The sequence below is a fragment of the Dictyobacter aurantiacus genome, assembly GCF_003967515.1.
In the GTDB taxonomy this organism is placed as follows: Bacteria; Chloroflexota; Ktedonobacteria; order Ktedonobacterales; family Ktedonobacteraceae; genus Dictyobacter; species Dictyobacter aurantiacus.
In genome coordinates this window covers 1,380,916-1,397,681 of sequence record NZ_BIFQ01000002.1, presented here as the reverse complement: position 1 = coordinate 1,397,681, position 16,766 = coordinate 1,380,916, and the positions used below count along the sequence as shown (strand labels likewise).

Annotated in this window: 9 protein-coding genes, 1 tRNA gene and 2 rRNA genes; 4 read left to right on the top strand and 8 right to left on the bottom strand. The window is 51.8% G+C overall.

Translation table 11 applies throughout. The annotated features are described in order from the left end of the window. Positions 1–33 precede the first annotated feature (33 nt). Positions 34–2,565: a glycoside hydrolase family 3 C-terminal domain-containing protein gene (locus KTT_RS30510; protein WP_126601451.1), complete on the top strand. Its 2,532-nt coding sequence runs from the start codon at positions 34–36 to the stop codon at positions 2,563–2,565. Between the two features lie 50 nt (positions 2,566–2,615). Here the strand turns inward: KTT_RS30510 and KTT_RS30505 are convergent, their stop codons facing one another. After that, positions 2,616–3,062 carry a hypothetical protein gene (locus KTT_RS30505; protein ID WP_126601450.1) on the bottom strand — a complete coding sequence of 149 codons (447 nt, stop codon included), beginning with the start codon at positions 3,060–3,062 and terminating at the stop codon, positions 2,616–2,618. Between the two features lie 521 nt (positions 3,063–3,583). Between KTT_RS30505 and KTT_RS30500 the strand changes: the two genes are divergently transcribed. Next, positions 3,584–4,426, top strand: coding sequence for an SCO6745 family protein (locus KTT_RS30500; protein WP_126603267.1), 843 nt, complete (start codon positions 3,584–3,586; stop codon positions 4,424–4,426). Positions 4,427–4,501: 75 nt separating this feature from the next. On the opposite strand, the gene KTT_RS30495 is transcribed toward KTT_RS30500, so the two are convergent. The 6 genes from KTT_RS30495 to KTT_RS30470 all read right to left on the bottom strand — a co-directional run bounded on the left by KTT_RS30495 (position 4,502) and on the right by KTT_RS30470 (position 11,162). Further along, a complete protein-coding gene (locus tag KTT_RS30495) occupies positions 4,502–4,987 on the bottom strand; it encodes a hypothetical protein (RefSeq protein WP_126601449.1) in 486 nt (161 codons plus the stop codon). Between the two features lie 186 nt (positions 4,988–5,173). Then, a complete protein-coding gene (locus tag KTT_RS30490) occupies positions 5,174–5,620 on the bottom strand; it encodes a thioredoxin family protein (RefSeq protein ID WP_126601448.1) in 447 nt (148 codons plus the stop codon). Positions 5,621–5,623: 3 nt separating this feature from the next. Further along, complete coding sequence (locus KTT_RS30485) at positions 5,624–6,094, bottom strand: DUF4395 domain-containing protein (RefSeq protein ID WP_126601447.1); 471 nt, start codon at positions 6,092–6,094, stop codon at positions 5,624–5,626. Between the two features lie 145 nt (positions 6,095–6,239). Further along, positions 6,240–6,312, bottom strand: a tRNA-Ala gene (locus KTT_RS30480). A gap of 105 nt (positions 6,313–6,417) precedes the next feature. Further along, positions 6,418–9,380 (bottom strand): 23S ribosomal RNA (locus KTT_RS30475). 304 nt (positions 9,381–9,684) lie between these two features. Next, positions 9,685–11,162, bottom strand: a 16S ribosomal RNA gene (locus KTT_RS30470). The 16S and 23S rRNA genes sit together here with 1 tRNA gene alongside, the layout of an rRNA operon. A 958-nt stretch (positions 11,163–12,120) precedes the next feature. Between KTT_RS30470 and KTT_RS30465 the strand changes: the two genes are divergently transcribed. Both KTT_RS30465 and KTT_RS30460 read left to right on the top strand, forming a co-directional pair. Further along, positions 12,121–12,402 carry a hypothetical protein gene (locus KTT_RS30465; protein ID WP_126601446.1) on the top strand — a complete coding sequence of 94 codons (282 nt, stop codon included), beginning with the start codon at positions 12,121–12,123 and terminating at the stop codon, positions 12,400–12,402. A 281-nt stretch (positions 12,403–12,683) separates the two neighbouring features. Continuing rightward, positions 12,684–14,927, top strand: a complete 2,244-nt coding sequence (locus KTT_RS30460; protein ID WP_160146236.1) for a serine/threonine-protein kinase — start codon at positions 12,684–12,686, stop codon at positions 14,925–14,927. Here the strand turns inward: KTT_RS30460 and KTT_RS30455 are convergent. Further along, positions 14,862–16,577 (bottom strand): hypothetical protein, encoded by a 1,716-nt coding sequence (locus KTT_RS30455; RefSeq protein WP_126601444.1) that lies wholly within the window; start codon positions 16,575–16,577, stop codon positions 14,862–14,864. The genes KTT_RS30460 and KTT_RS30455 overlap by 66 nt on opposite strands. Positions 16,578–16,766: the final 189 nt, after the last annotated feature.

Here is a 16,766-nt window from a genome sequence, read left to right as displayed (position 1 = left end):
CTATGTCGCGCATGGAACGAAGGGAGTTGCATTATGCATGCAAAGGTAGAAAAACTACTGGGCCAGATGACGTTGTCAGAAAAGGTATCGTTGCTGGCCGGTGCCTCTATGTGGAATACGGTGCCAATAGAACGGCTGGGCATTCCATCGCTCAAGGTATCCGATGGACCCAACGGGGCTCGCGGCTCGGGCGATATATTGATGTCAGCCAATACCAATGAGGGTAGCGCGGGAGTGACCTCGGCCTGCTTTCCGGTCGGTATCTCATTGGCGGCCACCTGGAATCCCGCGCTGATTGAACGCGTTGGACAGGCGCTGGGGCAGGAGGCAAAGACCAAGGGTGCGCGGGTTCTGCTGGCTCCCACGGTCAATATCCATCGTTCGCCCCTCAATGGCCGTAACTTTGAATGCTATTCTGAAGATCCGTATCTGTCGGCCAAAATGGCGGTCGCTTATATCAAAGGGGTACAGAGTGAAGGGGTAGGCGCGACGGTTAAACACTTCGTGTGCAATGATTCAGAATTCCAGCGCAATAGCATCAGCTCAGAGGTAGGCGAGCGAGCATTGCGTGAGATCTACCTGGTACCCTTTAAAGCCGCTATTCAGGAAGCTGGTAGCTGGCTGATCATGGCCTCCTACAACAAGGTCAATGGCACCTATGCCAGTGAGAATCCCTATACCCTGACCGATATTCTCAGAAAGGAATGGGGCTTTGATGGCGTCGCGATGTCTGACTGGTTCGGCACCCAGAGTACGGCTCCCTCGGTCAATGCAGGCCTTGACCTGGAAATGCCGGGTCCCGCGCACTGGCGCGGCGACAAGCTGCTGCAGGCAGTAAAGAATGGCGAAGTGCCAGAGAGCAAAATAGATGAGAGCGTGGCGCGCCTGCTGCACCTGTTTATCAAGGTGGGACTGTTTGAGCCGCATGAAGATAGACCTGAGCAGGCCATCGATCGACCCGAACATCGCGCATTGATCCGTGAGGCAGGGGCAGAGGGTTGCGTGCTGCTCAAAAATGAGCATGCTATCCTGCCACTGCAGCCAGATCGATTGAAATCCATCGCGATCATCGGTCCCAATGCGCGTACGGCACGCATGATGGGTGGCGGCAGCGCCTTTGTTAATGCCCACTACTCGGTTGCGCCCTATGATGCTATTGTCGCACGAGTAGGGGATCAGCTTACCATTGAGGATGAAACGGACTTTCCCAGCCATAACCTGCTCCCCTTGTTCAACAAAGAGCTATTCAGTTCCACAAACAGCCAGCAGGAGTCGGGCTTCGACATTGAGTATTTCCAGGCTCCTGACTTTACCAACCAGATTGATGAAACCGCTCATATCACCAGTTCTGAGATCACCTGGTTTGGATCGGTCGCCTCTAACATTGATCCTCGCCACTTTTCGGCACGCCTCAGCGGCCATATCCGACCTCAAAAGACAGGTCCCTATACCTTTGGCCTGGCCAGTGCTGGCTTGAGCAAGCTCTATATCGATGGTCATGAGCTGGTCAACAACTGGGATCAACAGGTTCCGGGGCAGACCTATTTTGGAATGGGAAGTACGGAGGCGACAGCGCCAATTGAGCTTACCGCGGGACAGGAGTATACGCTAACTGTCGAGTATGCCAAAGACGACGAGAAGGTTCCTATCGCGGCCGTACGCATCGGTGTGCTGCCTCCAACATCGACCACTGCCCTCGACCGGGCGATTGAACTGGCCACGCGGTCAGATGTAGCACTGGTCTTTGCCGGTCTGAATGGCGAGTGGGAGAGCGAGGGCTTTGATCGACCCAACATGGATCTGATGCCTGAGCAGGTCGAGTTGATCGAGCGGGTGGCCGCGGTCAATAAAAATACTGTCGTCGTCCTCAATACTGGATCGCCAATCACCATGCCCTGGCTCGACCGGGTCGCTGGCGTGCTGCAATGCTGGTATCCAGGACAGGAATGCGGCAACGCCATCGCGGACGTGCTGTTCGGTGAGGTCAATCCATCGGGCAAACTACCACAGACGTTTCCGCAGCGCCTTGAGGATAATCCGGCCTACATCAACTATCCAGGCGACAACGGTCGTGTTTACTACGGCGAGGGTCTATTCGTAGGCTATCGTTACTATGATAAAAAGCAGGTCGCGCCCCTCTTCCCCTTTGGCTTTGGTCTCTCTTACACGACCTTCAGCTACTCCCCCGACATTGAACTCAGTACACAGAAGTTACAACCCGGTGAAACCCTGCGAGCGACCATTCAGGTTACCAATACCGGACAGCGAGAGGGTAAGGAAGTTGTACAGCTGTATGTGCGGGATGTCAAATCGACGCTGCACCGGCCCGAAAAAGAGCTCAAGGCCTTCGCTAAAGTCCAGTTAGAACCCGGTGAAAGCAAGTTTGTCAGCTTTGAGCTCGATCAAAGCGCACTGGCCTACTACGACGACGTGGCCCGGCAGTGGATCGCTGAAGCAGGAGAGTTCGAGCTTCTCATTGGCTCTTCCGCCCGCGATATCCAGGCTCATACAACCTTCTCGCTAACCGAGACCAGCCGCTTTACCGAGGGTCCAGAGGCTCACTGAGACGTTCACAATTGTCATCAGGAAGAGGCGCGTTTGCGCCTCTTCTTCATTTACTGTAAGCGCACAAAATTGGTAACTACAGATAGCTGATCAGCGTGTAACACCCTTGCCGCATCCACGCGCCCATCAGCCTGCACGATCGCCCCCTGCTGAATATCCTGATTGCGCCCAACACTGACCTGCTGATTGGCTCCCCACACGATGTGTACGATATTGTTAGTACGCTGATATGCACCATTATTCGTCTGCTCCAGAATATAGCCATCCAGTGAGTTGTTGCCGGAGGACGAAATGACCTGGCAGACCACACTGGTCTGGCTACCAGTCGCCGCGGAGGCGAACTTTGGCCCACTCGATAACTGTACCAATCCAGGAACGGTTATCAGATGATTGGCATATAAATAGAGCAAGACAATTGCCGCGACCCCGATGATCAACGCGAATAATCCCTTGCGGTCAGGCGCTCTTCGCGATCCACCCTGTTTAGAATCTTTCATAACCATAACTCCTCTTAATGGAATGCAATCGATCTAATGCACACACCTGTATCGACGCAAAAAGAAAATACCTCAACACATTCTCTACCATCACACCATGCCTGAATCATGCACCCACAATCGCAGTTTCATATAAAACCATATCGGAAATATAGCATATATCTATAGCAGAGGTCATGCCAATACCTATAAATGACTAATTTTCTTCTGAGGCGATCTAAACGCCGTAGGTTTCGCGCCCGCGGCGCTCAATTGTTTTATGAGGAGTCGGCGCAATGCAACGCCTGTGCGAATGCACAGGCGTTGCATTGCGCCGACTCCTCATAAAATAGGACGCGGCCGCGTATGCGGACGCCCGTGCGGGGGCGCTCAGGCTCACCAGCATACTGAAAATCACCCGGAGTGAATGTATACTTGCATTGGGAAATATATTGCTCTAATTAAAAAGGGAGATTTGAATGGGTACGACGTTGAACACACATTCAGATGATCCAGCTAAACACCCTTCACGTTTAGCCTGGATGATGATGGAACCTTATCACGCGATGATCTATTTCGCGCCGGAAGCACGAATCGCCTACAGTGAAGCAGGCTTAAAAGGCTACTGGATGGGTTATTTTGCTTCGAGGGTAGCGGCGATGGGGCCGGTTCCCGCCTCGGTGGTTACCGCGACGTTCTATAATTTTCATCCTAAGATGGTTGCGCGGTCCATCCCTGATGCCTGGCGCTTCTCCACGCCGGAAAAGGTTTTATCCGCGCGCCTGAACGCCGCGGATGCGGCCCTGCGCCGCTTGCTGGGAGATGACATCATCGCTTCTGCAGAACTCGTGGAAGCAGCGGAACTGGCGAGAAAGGCCGCAGAAGCCTGTTCCGTGGCTGGCCGCCCCCTCTTCGCGGGCCATGCCTCATTACCCTGGCCCGAGCAGCCACACCTGGCTCTCTGGCACGCCACTACCCTCTTCCGCGAATTTCGTGGTGATGGTCACATCGCCGCTCTACTCGCGGAGAATGTCGATGGGTGCGAGGCGCATCTCACCATCGTGGCGCAGGGTGGCCTCACCCGAGAGGGGATCCAGCCGCATCGAGGATGGAGCGACGAAGATTGGCAGGCCGCGCAGCAACGACTGATACACAGGGGCTGGCTAGATCAGGATGGGAATCTAACTACAGAGGGACTGAGTAAGCGTCGCCATATTGAGCAGGTCACAGATGAACTGGCACTGCCACCATGGCAATCCCTGGGTGAACAGGATTTCGAGCGGTTGCTTTCACTCATGAAAAAGTTCAGCATACACATCCTTGAACAGGGAGGCGTTCCCATGCCCAATCCAGTGGGAGTACCCGACCTGCGTAACCTGGCATAAAAATAAGGAGAATCCTGGCTTCAGCAGTTTCTGTCTATGACAGTCAAAAGCGCGCCAGGATTCTCTACCAGATAGCTACGATAAAAGCAGGGCCAGGTGCTGAGATGCATCCAGGAATGAGCGAATTTCTGGATGGCTGATCAGTCCGCCCAGGTATCCCACATATATCAACACGCCTGTATTAATAACCAGGACAGCCATCACTATAATCTGGAGATAGCGGGGAAGCACCGGCTTGCGCGTATAGAAAAGGATACCAAAGACTGCAACAATACCGGTGAAAAACATGATAATCAAACTGATGCGCGCCATCGATTCATGGTCCTGTATCAAGGCAGGAGAAACATGGTTAAAGCTCTCGACAATGTGGGCGGCACCGTCACCAGTTAAATATGCAACTGCGGTAGCCAGCGCAGCCAACACCAGAAACCACAGTGAAAGTTTCTGCAGAAAGACATTTCGGAAAATCAAAGCAATTAAAAATGTCAGGGCGACAAACGGTGTTCCAATGATTGGAATATGATTCACTATGATATGAATATGTGCCATGTTCAAGTTCATGCGCTAAAACTCTTTCTATTTTGATTTGGATGGTTATATTCCATACGTTTACTGGCTCTAGTATGGATGCACATGATTAAGCGCAGATGAAAATAGCACATGCTTGCTTCAAAAGTCCTGGTTCAACAAAAAAGAAGCATAGATATCATGCCATGATATCTATGCTCAAAATTTTTTATTGTGAGATCAGGAAATTGCGAGACCCAGGATGGCATTTACCTGCTCTTGCAATTTTTGTGTATTCGCAAAACCATAGTTGACAGCATGCGCATTGCCTTCAGTATCAAGTACAACGGTCGTGGGTACCGTCAACACTTTGTAACGCTCTGTCAAATCATGCCGGGTGACCGCATCTATATGCACCACCTCTATCTTGTCTCCACTTTGCTTGAGCAAACGTTCAAGCGCCGGCTGCTGCAGTGTATGGCATTGGCGGCAGTCTTCACTACTAAAGGCCAGGATACGCACCAGATGCTCATGCTCATGCTTATCAGACAATGTAAAGACAAGAGGTTCAGCCGCCAATGCCTGCTGACGACGCCGGGCAACCAGCATCCGTCCGGCCACGACGGCGATGGCAACCAGTACGCAAACCACGAATAAGATGATCAGCCGCAGTGAAAAGTCAGCCATAGCTTAAACGCCTCTCCAACGAAAACCACCATCATAGCGCACGCGTGGCATGAGTCCCCAACGCCCCAGGTAGTAATAGACAAAACAGCCAGCACAAAATCCGACGAAGACATTGATGGCGGCCAGCACAAATACAATAATCGTGAGAATCCAACCCGCCAGCGTGGCCGAGGTCAGAAAGAAAAGAATGCTGGCTGCCAGTAGAAATGTAGCGCCCACGCCCTGGGCGAAACGATGCGGTGCGGGATCGTCCTCAACCATGCGTGGCTTTAGCAAACCAGCACGCACGATAACCTGGCGATAAATCAATCTGAATGGGCTGGCAGCGGGCAAGATAGCGCTGAGAGCCAGGGCCAGGCCGCTAATGAGGACAAGAATGGGCAGATTAAAAAGAAAACTAAGTGCGGTCAGCACAAGAACACATGATTGTGAAAATTTCAGCATATGTGCATCTACACGTGGAACAGCTACCATGATACAAATACTCTCCCTTGACACATTCCATCGATGTTTGCTTATATAGAAGAGAACTACATCAGAGCTCAAAATATTCCTGCGTGGTTTTTCTACAAAAAAAGAGATAAGTAACCTATCAAGCTACTTATCTCTTTTCTCAAAATGGAGACAAGGAGATTCGAACTCCTGACCTTCGCCGTGCAAAGGCGACGCTCTACCAACTAAGCTATGTCCCCATACCTCACTGGAAATAGTATTCCCTCAATTTTGCCGAGCGCGCTGCCAACCAGCGTGAAGCAGAAGACACGCACGCATGTGTCCACGATGAAGATACACAATGGTGAAACAAGCCGTACGATCATTAGGGCGACTTCGCTGCGCCTGTTACCAGGTGTCCACGTGTCGTCTATCGACCAGGTCGTCTTCCTGGGATCTTGACTCTTCAAGAGAGTGGGAGAACTCGTCTTGGGTGCGGCTTCGCGCTTAGATGCTTTCAGCGCTTATCCCTTCTCGACATAGCTATCCAGCTCTGGCCCGGGCAGGCCAACTGGCACACCAGCGGTCGAGCCATCTCGGTCCTCTCGTACTGGAGATGACGCCCCTCAATTCTCCTACGCCCACGACGGATAGAGACCGAACTGTCTCGCGACGTTCTGAACCCAGCTCGCGTGCCGCTTTCATGGGCGAACAGCCCAACCCTTGGGACCTACTCCAGCCCCAGGATGCGACGAGCCGACATCGAGGTGCCAAACCTTGCCGTCGATGTGAACTCTTGGGCAAGATAAGCCTGTTATCCCCGGGGTAGCTTTTATCCGTTGAGCCACACTCCTTCCACTCGGGAATGTGGGATCACTAAGCCCGACTTTCGTCCCTGCTCGACCTGTCCGTCTTGCAGTCAAGCTCCCTTGTGCCTTTACACTCTGTATGGGTGATGTCCATCCACCCTGAGGGAACCTTTGGGCGCCTCCGTTACCCTTTGGGAGGCGACCGCCCCAGTCAAACTACCCGCCTGATCCTGTCCACGTCCCGGCTCACGGTGACGTGTGAGAAACAAAACACAACGAGAGTGGTATTTCACGGCTGTCTCCCCTACCCCCACAAGGATAGGTTCTCCGACTCCCACCTATGCTACGCACGCTCTGCCTCGTTTCGAGGTCAAGGTGTAGTAAAGCTCCACGGGGTCTTTTTGTCCTGTCGTGGGTAACCCGTATCTTCACGGGTACTTCAATTTCGCCGAGTCCTCTGTCGAGACAGTGCTCAACTCGTTACTCCTTTCGTGCGGGTCGGAACTTACCCGACAAGGAATTTCGCTACCTTAGGACCGTTATAGTTACGGCCGCCGTTCACCGGGGCTTAGATTCGCAGCTACGTACACCGCTCCTCGTAACCTTCCGGCACTGGGCAGGAGTCAGCCCCTATACTTCCGCTTTCGCGTTCGCAGAGACCTGTGTTTTTGGTAAACAGTCGGTTGAGCCAATTTCTTGCAACCCCCTCACGCCACTCCGAAGAGCCTCGCTACTAGGGCACCCCTTCTTCCGAAGGTACGGGGTCAATTTGCCGAGTTCCTTAACAGAGGGTCGCTCGATCACCTGGGGAGTGTTCCCCCTGCCTACCAGTGTCGGTTTGCGGTACGGGCGGAGATGGCTCTGGCGAGAGGCTTTTCTTGGCGGCCTAGGGGCCGATGACTTCCGCGAACCAACGTCCGCTCGCTGCACGTGTCATGCACAGGAAACCGGGATTTGCCTCGGCTTCGCACTTCAACGCACAGACCCATCCTGTCCAATCGATGGGCTCACCTTCCTTACCGCGTCCCCCCATTGCTCATCACGAGCATCTCCGGTGCAGGAATCTCTGACCTGCTTTCCATCGCCTACGGCTATGACGCCCTCGGCTTAGGACCCGACTCACCCTGGGACGTTTGACGGTGCCCAGGAACCCTCAGGCATTCGGTGTGTCTGGTTATCACAGACATGACGCTACTCATTCCGGCATTCTCACTTCTCTTCGCTCCACCAGTCCTTGCGGTCTGGCTTCTCAGCTGGAGAACGCTCCCCTACCAATCTCTCCAAAGAGAGATTCCATGGCTTCGGTAATCCGCTTGAGCCTCGATACGTTGTCGGTGCCACGACACTCGACCAGTGAGCTATTACGCACTCTTTAAATGGTGGCTGCTTCTAAGCCAACATCCTGGCTGTTTGGGCGTTGTGACCCCCTTTTACACTCAGCGGATACTTGGAGACCTTAGCCGATGGTCTGGGCTGTTTCCCTTTTGACGACGAAGCTTAGCCCCCGCCGTCTCACTTGCATGCATGCTGTCCTGGCATTCGCAGTTTGCTTGGGTTTGGTAACCTGCACGAGGCCCCTAGCCCATTCAGAGCTCTACCTCCAGGATAGTGTATCATACAGCTGTACCTCAATACATTTCGGGGAGAACCAGCTATCTCCGTGTTCGATTGGAATTTCTCCCCTATCCACAAGTCATCCCCCAGTTTTGCAACACTGGTGGGTGCGAGCCTCGACGGACTGTCACATCCGCTTCACTCTGCTCATGGATAGCTCACACGGTTTCGGGTCGCATCGCCGCAACCGCTCGCCCTGTTCAGACTCGGTTGCCCTGAGGCTCCCCAGCTTTAACGCTGGTTAACCAGGCTACGACGATGCACTCGCCGGATCATTCTACAAAAGGCACGCCATCAGCCCTTGGTTCCGCAACGGAACAGTGGCCTCTGACTGCTGGTGAGTACGTGGTTTCAGGGTCTCTTTCATCCCCCTCTCGGGGTGCTTTTCACCTTTCCCTCACGGTACTTGTTCGCTATCGGTCGCTAAAGATGTGTAGCCTTGGAGGGTGGTCCCCCCAGCTTCCCACAAGATTGCACGTGTCTCGTGGTACTCAGGATCCTAGCCGATTCGAGTTCTCCGTCCTTTACGGGACTGTCACCCGCTCTGGTCGCGCTTTCCAACGCGTTCAAGTGGAAATCTCTCCTGTGTTGCTAGTCCTACAACCCCGATGGACCCGAAGGTTCATCGGTTTGGGCTCCTCCCGGTTCGCTCGCCACTACTACGGGAATCTCGGTTGATTTCTCTTCGTCGGGTTACTGAGATGTTTCAGTTCACCCACTGCCCCCCGTCACTGCCTATGTGTTCAGCAGGCGGTCTCCAGACATCACTCTGGAGGAGTTGCCTCATTCGGATTCTCGGGGTTCATCGCTTGTATGCAGCTCCCCCCGAACGTTTCGCCGGTCTCCGCGTCCTTCTTCGGTCTTTAGCGCCAAGGCATCCACCTCGTACTCTGTGTAGCTTGTTCTCTTCTTATCTCATCATGTACTATGAATGCTTTGACTTATTCTTTGCGAGAATAAATCGATCCTCTGCTTCAACTCTGGCTGACCTTATCGCTCAGCAAAATTGAAGGAATACTATCTTCAGTTGTTCAGGTGCACTGTTGGCCATCCGTTTTCCGTAGAAAGGGATGCTGTACCCCAACAGCTCAAGAGTGGAAACCAGCGTCGCTTCTGGCAACACGCATCGTACCAATATCCTGGTCGACCTGGAAGTGGAACACGCGTGTGTGTCTGAAGTGTCTTCAGACGCGTGCTCAAGCTCCCTAGAAAGGAGGTGATCCAGCCGCACCTTCCGGTACGGCTACCTTGTTACGACTTCACCCCAATCACTGACCCCACCCTCGACGCTTGCCTCCCAAAGGGTTAGCCCAGCGGCTTCAAGTGTTGCCAACTTTCGTGGTGTGACGGGCGGTGTGTACAAGACCCGGGAACGTATTCACCGTAGTGTGCTGACCTACGGTTACTAGCAACTCCAACTTCATGGAGGCGGGTTGCAGCCTCCAATCTGAACTGAGGCCAGGTTTGACGAGATTAGCTCCCCCTCGCGGGTTCGCAACTCTTTGTCCTGACCATTGTAGCGTGTGTGTCGCCCAAAGCGTAAGGGCCGTGCTGACTTGACGTCATCCCCGCCTTCCTCCGTCTTATAACGGCAGTTTCGCTAGAGAAGTTCAACTAACGACAGGGGTTGCGCTCGTTGCGGGACTTAACCCAACATCTCACGACACGAGCTGACGACAGCCATGCAGCACCTGTGAACCCGCCCCGAAGGGACAGCCCGTTACGGCTGGTGCAAGTTCATGTCAAGCCTTGGTAAGGTTCTTCGCGTTGCATCGAATTAAACCACACGCTCCGCTGCTTGTGCGGGTCCCCGTCAATTCCTTTGAGTTTTAATCTTGCGACCGTACTCCCCAGGCGGACCACTTATTGTGTTAACTGCGACACTGAAGGGGTCGATACCCCCAACGTCTAGTGGTCATCGTTTACGGCTAGGACTACCAGGGTATCTAATCCTGTTCGCTCCCCTAGCTTTCGCACCTGAGCGTCAGGTACTTCCCAGGACACTGCCTTCGCCTTTGGTGTTCCTCCGGATATCTACGCATTTCACCACTCCACCCGGAATTCCGTGTCCCTCTGAAGCCCTCAAGTCAGACAGTTTCCATAGTACTTCGTCAGTTGAGCCGACGACTGTCACCACAGACTAATCTGACCGCCTGCGTGCGCTTTACGCCCAGTAACTCCGGACAACGCTCGCCTCCTACGTATTACCGCGGCTGCTGGCACGTAGTTAGCCGAGGCTGATTCCTCTGGTACCGTCCGTTCTCGTCCCAGAGAAAAGCAGTTTACGATCCGAAAACCGTCTTCCTGCACGCGGCGTTGCTCGTTCAGGGTTGCCCCCATTGACGAAAATTCCTCACTGCTGCCCCCCGTAGGAGTCTGGGCCGTTCTCAATCCCAGTGTGGCTGATCGTCCTCTCAGACCAGCTATCGATCGCGGTCTTGGTAGGCCATTACCCCACCAACCAACTAATCGAGCGCAGGCTCATCCTCGGGCGCCGTTTCCGGCTTTCTTCTTACGAAGCTATGCGGTATTGTCGGCGATTTCTCGCCGGTATTCCTCACCCCAGGGCAGATGACCCACGTGTTGCTCACCCGTCCGCCACTCCCTGTTTGCACAGGGCGTTCGACTTGCATGTGTTAGGCACGCCGCCAGCGTTTATCCTGAGCCAGGATCAAACTCGCCATCCAATTTTTATGTGTACATCACAGAGCAGTGATGTGCAATTGCATGTGAATTGCGATCATGGCCAAGTTACATTAACATTGGCTTATTTCGCAGATTATTATGGATACTTGATGGTGATCATCAAGCCTCCGAATTGACAGGAACTGGTTCGTTGTGTGTTGTTGTTCCAGTTGCTGTTCTGCTTTCCACTCTTCAGTTGTCAAGGTACTGAGTCAACAAAACCGGAGTTTTGTTCTTCGAGAGGCGATCGTTGTTTTTTCGTTCGCTTGTCTCGTGTGCTGTAGTATCGCATGTTCGTTGTGCTTTGTCAAGCGGTTCTGGGACCACTTTTGCGAGCCGTCCGAAATCTCGTTGCTCATCCCGGTTCCACTGGGAACCACCATCCAAAACGGCCTGAAACGTTCATGGACGCGGTCATCCCGCGTTGGATAATTCAGAAGGGGAAGTTGATCCCGGAGAGGCTACCTTACCGTAGCACAGCTGATGCGAACGAACAGGAGCACTCACGCTCAACGAGCCAGGTGATTGTTTCGTTTGTTGACAGCTCGATGATTATGCCATAGCTATCCCGCGCTGTCAAGCCTTTTTGGCATGAAAGTCAGATATAAAATGCCTGCTTAGAAAAATGAAAACTCCTCTGTTTAGATCTTGAATAACAACGAAAGACGTGTTATTCTATACTGACAACCAGATAGTGGGAATGCAGTTGGGCTGGATTCTAAACAGACACTATCTAAGGAACAGGGTTATAGCTAAACCCTACCCACGTTGAACGATCAACGAAAAGTAGTCAGCCATTTGTTGATAAGTGCCAGGCAGCAAAGTAGTCATTGGCACCACTCTCCGGCATAGGCGCCTCTTCTATTGAACAGCAAGATGCTACATAGCCCCCACAGACGCGAGGCTCACGCAGTTTCTTTTCAGCTATTTTGTGCCTAGAATGAGGTTTACAACATCACCATGACACACTACCAAATGCAGTTGATCGTTCCTATCGATACATCAAACATCCACAAAGCTAATAAAGAAATAGAGCATTTAGAGCAGTGCTTCAAAGACATTATTGGCAGCTTTACGTCTTACTCCGACCAGTTCTATCGCGTCTATAGCCTGATCTGTAACGAGGAGCAGTCAGATAAACTGGCCATTAAAATTCGTGGTCGCTGCGCTCTTCTGGAAGTAGTGCCGGTCACTACAATCCCTCCCCTTACCACTATCACTCCTATCTCTTCTGTAATATAAGTCGTAACCTCTAGCCCGAAACTCTATAACAACATATATTTCTATAGCAGGCATTCTATAACAGCGCGATATTTACTCCAGACGGAATGCCTGCTATGACTCATCACCAGGCTTATTGATCTCTGCCATTCAGCCTCGATCTTCGTTATATACTTCCAGTCCCTACTTATCGCGATCGGCACTTTTCCTGTGCAAATCTACGTTGTAATACGTCTATATTAGTGGATATTATCGTGCCCGCTTAATGGATGAAGTATAACTCTTTGAATGAGGTTGTCAGGATGGATTCTACCCAATGTTACTGCTCGCACTGTGGTGCTGCAAATGATACCGACGCAGAGCGGTGTTTCGCCTGCGATCATATATTAAAACAGTCTGAGCTACCAGTTGAAGATGTTGATCTACTACACAATCGTTACCGACTGTTGCATAAGTCTGGAACAGGTGGCTTTGGCGCGGTCTATAAAGCACAGGATACACACAATTACGATCAATACGTTGCGATCAAGCAGATTATGCTTCGTGGACTGACCGCGCAAGAGATCATCGAGGCTACGGATGGCTTCAATCGCGAGTTGCGGATTCTTTCTCGCCTATCTCACCCTCATCTGCCTCGCATTATTGATCATTTCACCGATCCAGAAAACTGGTATCTTGTCATGGATTTCATCGAGGGCGAGACGCTAGAGGTTTATTTAGATATTGCTGATACGCGGGAGAGGACACGTACCCTGCCACTTCCAGAAGTACTCGATATCGCGATGCAGCTCTGCTCTGTACTGGATTATCTCCATACGCGTCAGCCTCCAATTATTTTTCGTGACCTCAAGCCAGGCAATATCATGCGTACGCCTGAGGGCAAGTTGTATATGATTGACTTTGGGATCGCCCGCCAGTTTAAGCCCGGCCAGGCCAGGGATACCATGATCTTTGGTTCCCCTGGATATGCTGCTCCAGAGCAATATGGGAAAGCTCAGACAACACCAGCCGCCGATATATACAGTCTGGGAGCCTTACTCCATCAAATGCTGTCCGGCATCGATCCCGCTGAACACCCTTTCCATTTTACGCCCTTACAACTCTATGGCGCCGAAGGTATGGATCAGTTAAAGACGCTCATCCAACTTATGGTCGATATACATGCTGAAAAGCGACCGGCCAGCATAAAAGCCGTTCAGACCGAAATACAGATTATTATTGACATGCAGCAGCCAGCAGCATATCTCAAACGACCAATGCAAAATATCAATGGACAAATCCCCTATTATCAACCCTCCTCTAGCGCGAATAACGTGGCTGGTAACGGCATGCAGCAGCAGCAGCAACAGCAAAGTCACCAGCCAAACCCTGTTTCCTCTAAGGGGCGCCGTACCGTGATGAAAGGGCTCCTTGTGTTGGGAATAGTGGGTATGACAGCTAGCGGGGCCGGGAGCTACCTGCTAGATCACTTATTCGGTGGGCCGCACCATATAGATCTATCTATGGACGGACGTGGACCATATTTACCCGCATCAGGTAATCCCTCCGATCAACTATCTACAGAGAATGCATTGAGTGCATCCCATCACCTGCAAGATAAAGGAGCGGTCAATACGGTTCGCTATGCGCCTGGCGGTCGCTTTTTTGCTTCTGGTAATATTTATGGGGCCGTACAGGTGGTAGACTCCAGGACCGCCACAATCCTGACCCGCAAATCTATCTCTTCCGAAGCCATTATATCGCTGTCGTGGTCTTTTGATGGCGGTTACCTGGCTTTCAGCACAAAAACAAAGGTGTACATTGCGCAAGTCAAGACGACCGCCAATACAGTACTCCTCTCCAGTCCCGCCCTGGTGTATAGCCTCCATCCATCCCCGCAGACAAATACGCAGACATCAATCTACACACTGGCCTGGTCGCCTAAAGAGCATCTGCTGGCGGTGAGCGATTATACCAGTACCACCCATTTATTTCAGATTGGAGAGGATCAGACACCTCAGCTAAGAACCCTGGATGCAGGCCATTATCCACCTGAACCTGTAACCAAAAATGCGGGTTCTACTCTATCCAATCAACTGGCCTGGTCACCCGATGGCGAGCGGATTATCTCGGTTAGTAAACCCGGTGGCTATAGCGTCTGGCAGGTCACAGATCAGAAAATTATTGTGGATACCTCTTTCGCCAGAGCCGTCCCGCTCCAGCTCGACTGGCAGCTCGATAGCGCTACACCAATTATCCTGATTACGGGCGATGCCATCCATCTCACTGATATCTATGGGAACTCGCGATACGACACCTTGCTCCCCGACAAAATAATTGATATTGCCTATGTGCAGAAGTTCGATTACTTTATCGCTCTGGCCAATGGAGATATTTATCGCTGGTTCCCGGGTTCCGAGGATCCTTTACTGGTCAAAAATGGCAATGATACCCTGGCAACCTTAAATTCTATTGCTATCACACAGACTGGGAGCACCTATTCATTGGTGGCAGCTTTTTCGGATGGCATGATGATATCCTATGCCGTGCCTCCGCATACGGGCTAGCGCCATAACGAAGAAAGGCAGCCCCCACACCCAGAGACTGGTCAGATAGGTGGGTTGAAGCTTTGGCAGCAGGTTGTAAAAAATCCATAGACAATATAAACCCACCATGCTGATCGAGAGCAATCCCGCCAGTAAAGTTACGTCCAACGGCCCAAAGACAAAGTGCACCGGCGTGCGACCGATGGGCAGTTCTTGCTGCGTCATAGCCAGCAGGGCAAACAGACCAAAGAGGATGATGGCGTACCAGGGCCAGTACCAGGGCGATCCTATAACACAATAGAGCAACCAGGTACAGGCGAGCCATGCTACGAGCGCGGGCCAGGTATTGATATACTGAGGTCGCCTGATCGATCGGATGCAGATCGCCACATAGAACAGGGTGAAAAGGGTTGTGCTCAATATATGTGATAAAACTTCAAGCTTTGAGCCGCGATCGATGCTGTGTGCCAGTGGAATTCCTCTTAATTGCGCGTAGCTATGCACAAGCAGTTCATAGATACTGTTGATATTGCGCGATGCCGATGGCGTCATGGCAAAAACCCTGAGCAGGGCTCCATGTGACCAGAAAGGCACATGAATAGCGATAATAAGTCCTACATAGAGGAGTATAGCCAGCCCCACATCCAGTATGCGTTCGCGCACAGCTCTGGTCGTGCTGCTTTGCAAAAATAGAAACAGGAGAATGCCCGGCATCAATATGATATAAGAGATTTTGAGACCCGCAATCAAGGCCAGCAGGACGACAGCGATCAGAAACCGTGGTCGGCTATTTTCGACGTGGGGAAAGAGAAACCAGAGCGCGAGCAGCAGTAAGAAGAGGATCGTTGCATCGTTATGCGCATTAACACAGGCCTCTAATAACAGGAAGGGATTCCAGGCAAAGGCCAGCGTAGCTCCCAACCTGCGCGACTGCCAGATAAGGTCGTCAGTATTTGAGTTTACGTTGATAAAACGTCCACTTAACAACCATACAAGCCAGGTAGAACCCAGATGCATCAATAAGCCAAAGATGCGCAGGAGCATCTCCATGGAGAGTACATATTTAAAGCCGATAACGGTTGCCAGTAGCTGCAAAGTGGCGGTAATGGCTAACCAGGTTGGACCATAGACGGATGGCTGATGCACCCAGTAGAGAAAACCATAGACGAAGTCTGGCCGAATAGCCGTAGGAGGCACAATCATGGGATTAAGATGATAGAATACGGCCATGCGTGCATAGGCGATATAAGAAAACACATCCTGCGAGGTGACCAGCGGCAACAGTAGATAGCCGATTCCCAGCACTGCCGTAGACCTGAAAATAAAGCGCTGCGTTATGTTATGTGCCAGAAGACGCAGGGCCAGGAAATAAAGGGTGAATAGCACGATAAACAGACCGGTAAAGGCCAGGGCTAGCGGGAGGGACTTGATCTGGTTGAGCGGCATCGCTTCACCTACCGCTCCGCGAATAACGGCATGATGAACCGCATGCAGGTGGCTATAAAAGACGGTATATAACCAGAAGTGACGATTGCTAAACGTAAAGTCGGCGATAAACAGAATCAATAAAGTAGCTAGCAGCAGGAAACGCGGCATGCTGCCCGCTTGATAAACCAGGGATCTTTGTGGTAGCAATCTAGGTGTGGAAGCATCGAGCTTGTTTTGAGCCATGATCAGCATTCCTCGTGTCGAGTTATGCTTCCATGCCCTATATCCAGACAGAAATAAGCTCTTGCACTAATTGGGCCTGATAGCGGGACGCATGTACCATTGCTATTACGTCAAATTTTCCTAATCAGTAACAGTTATATTCCCCAATTATAGATGCCATACCTCGGCTCAACCATCTGCCTGAACTTT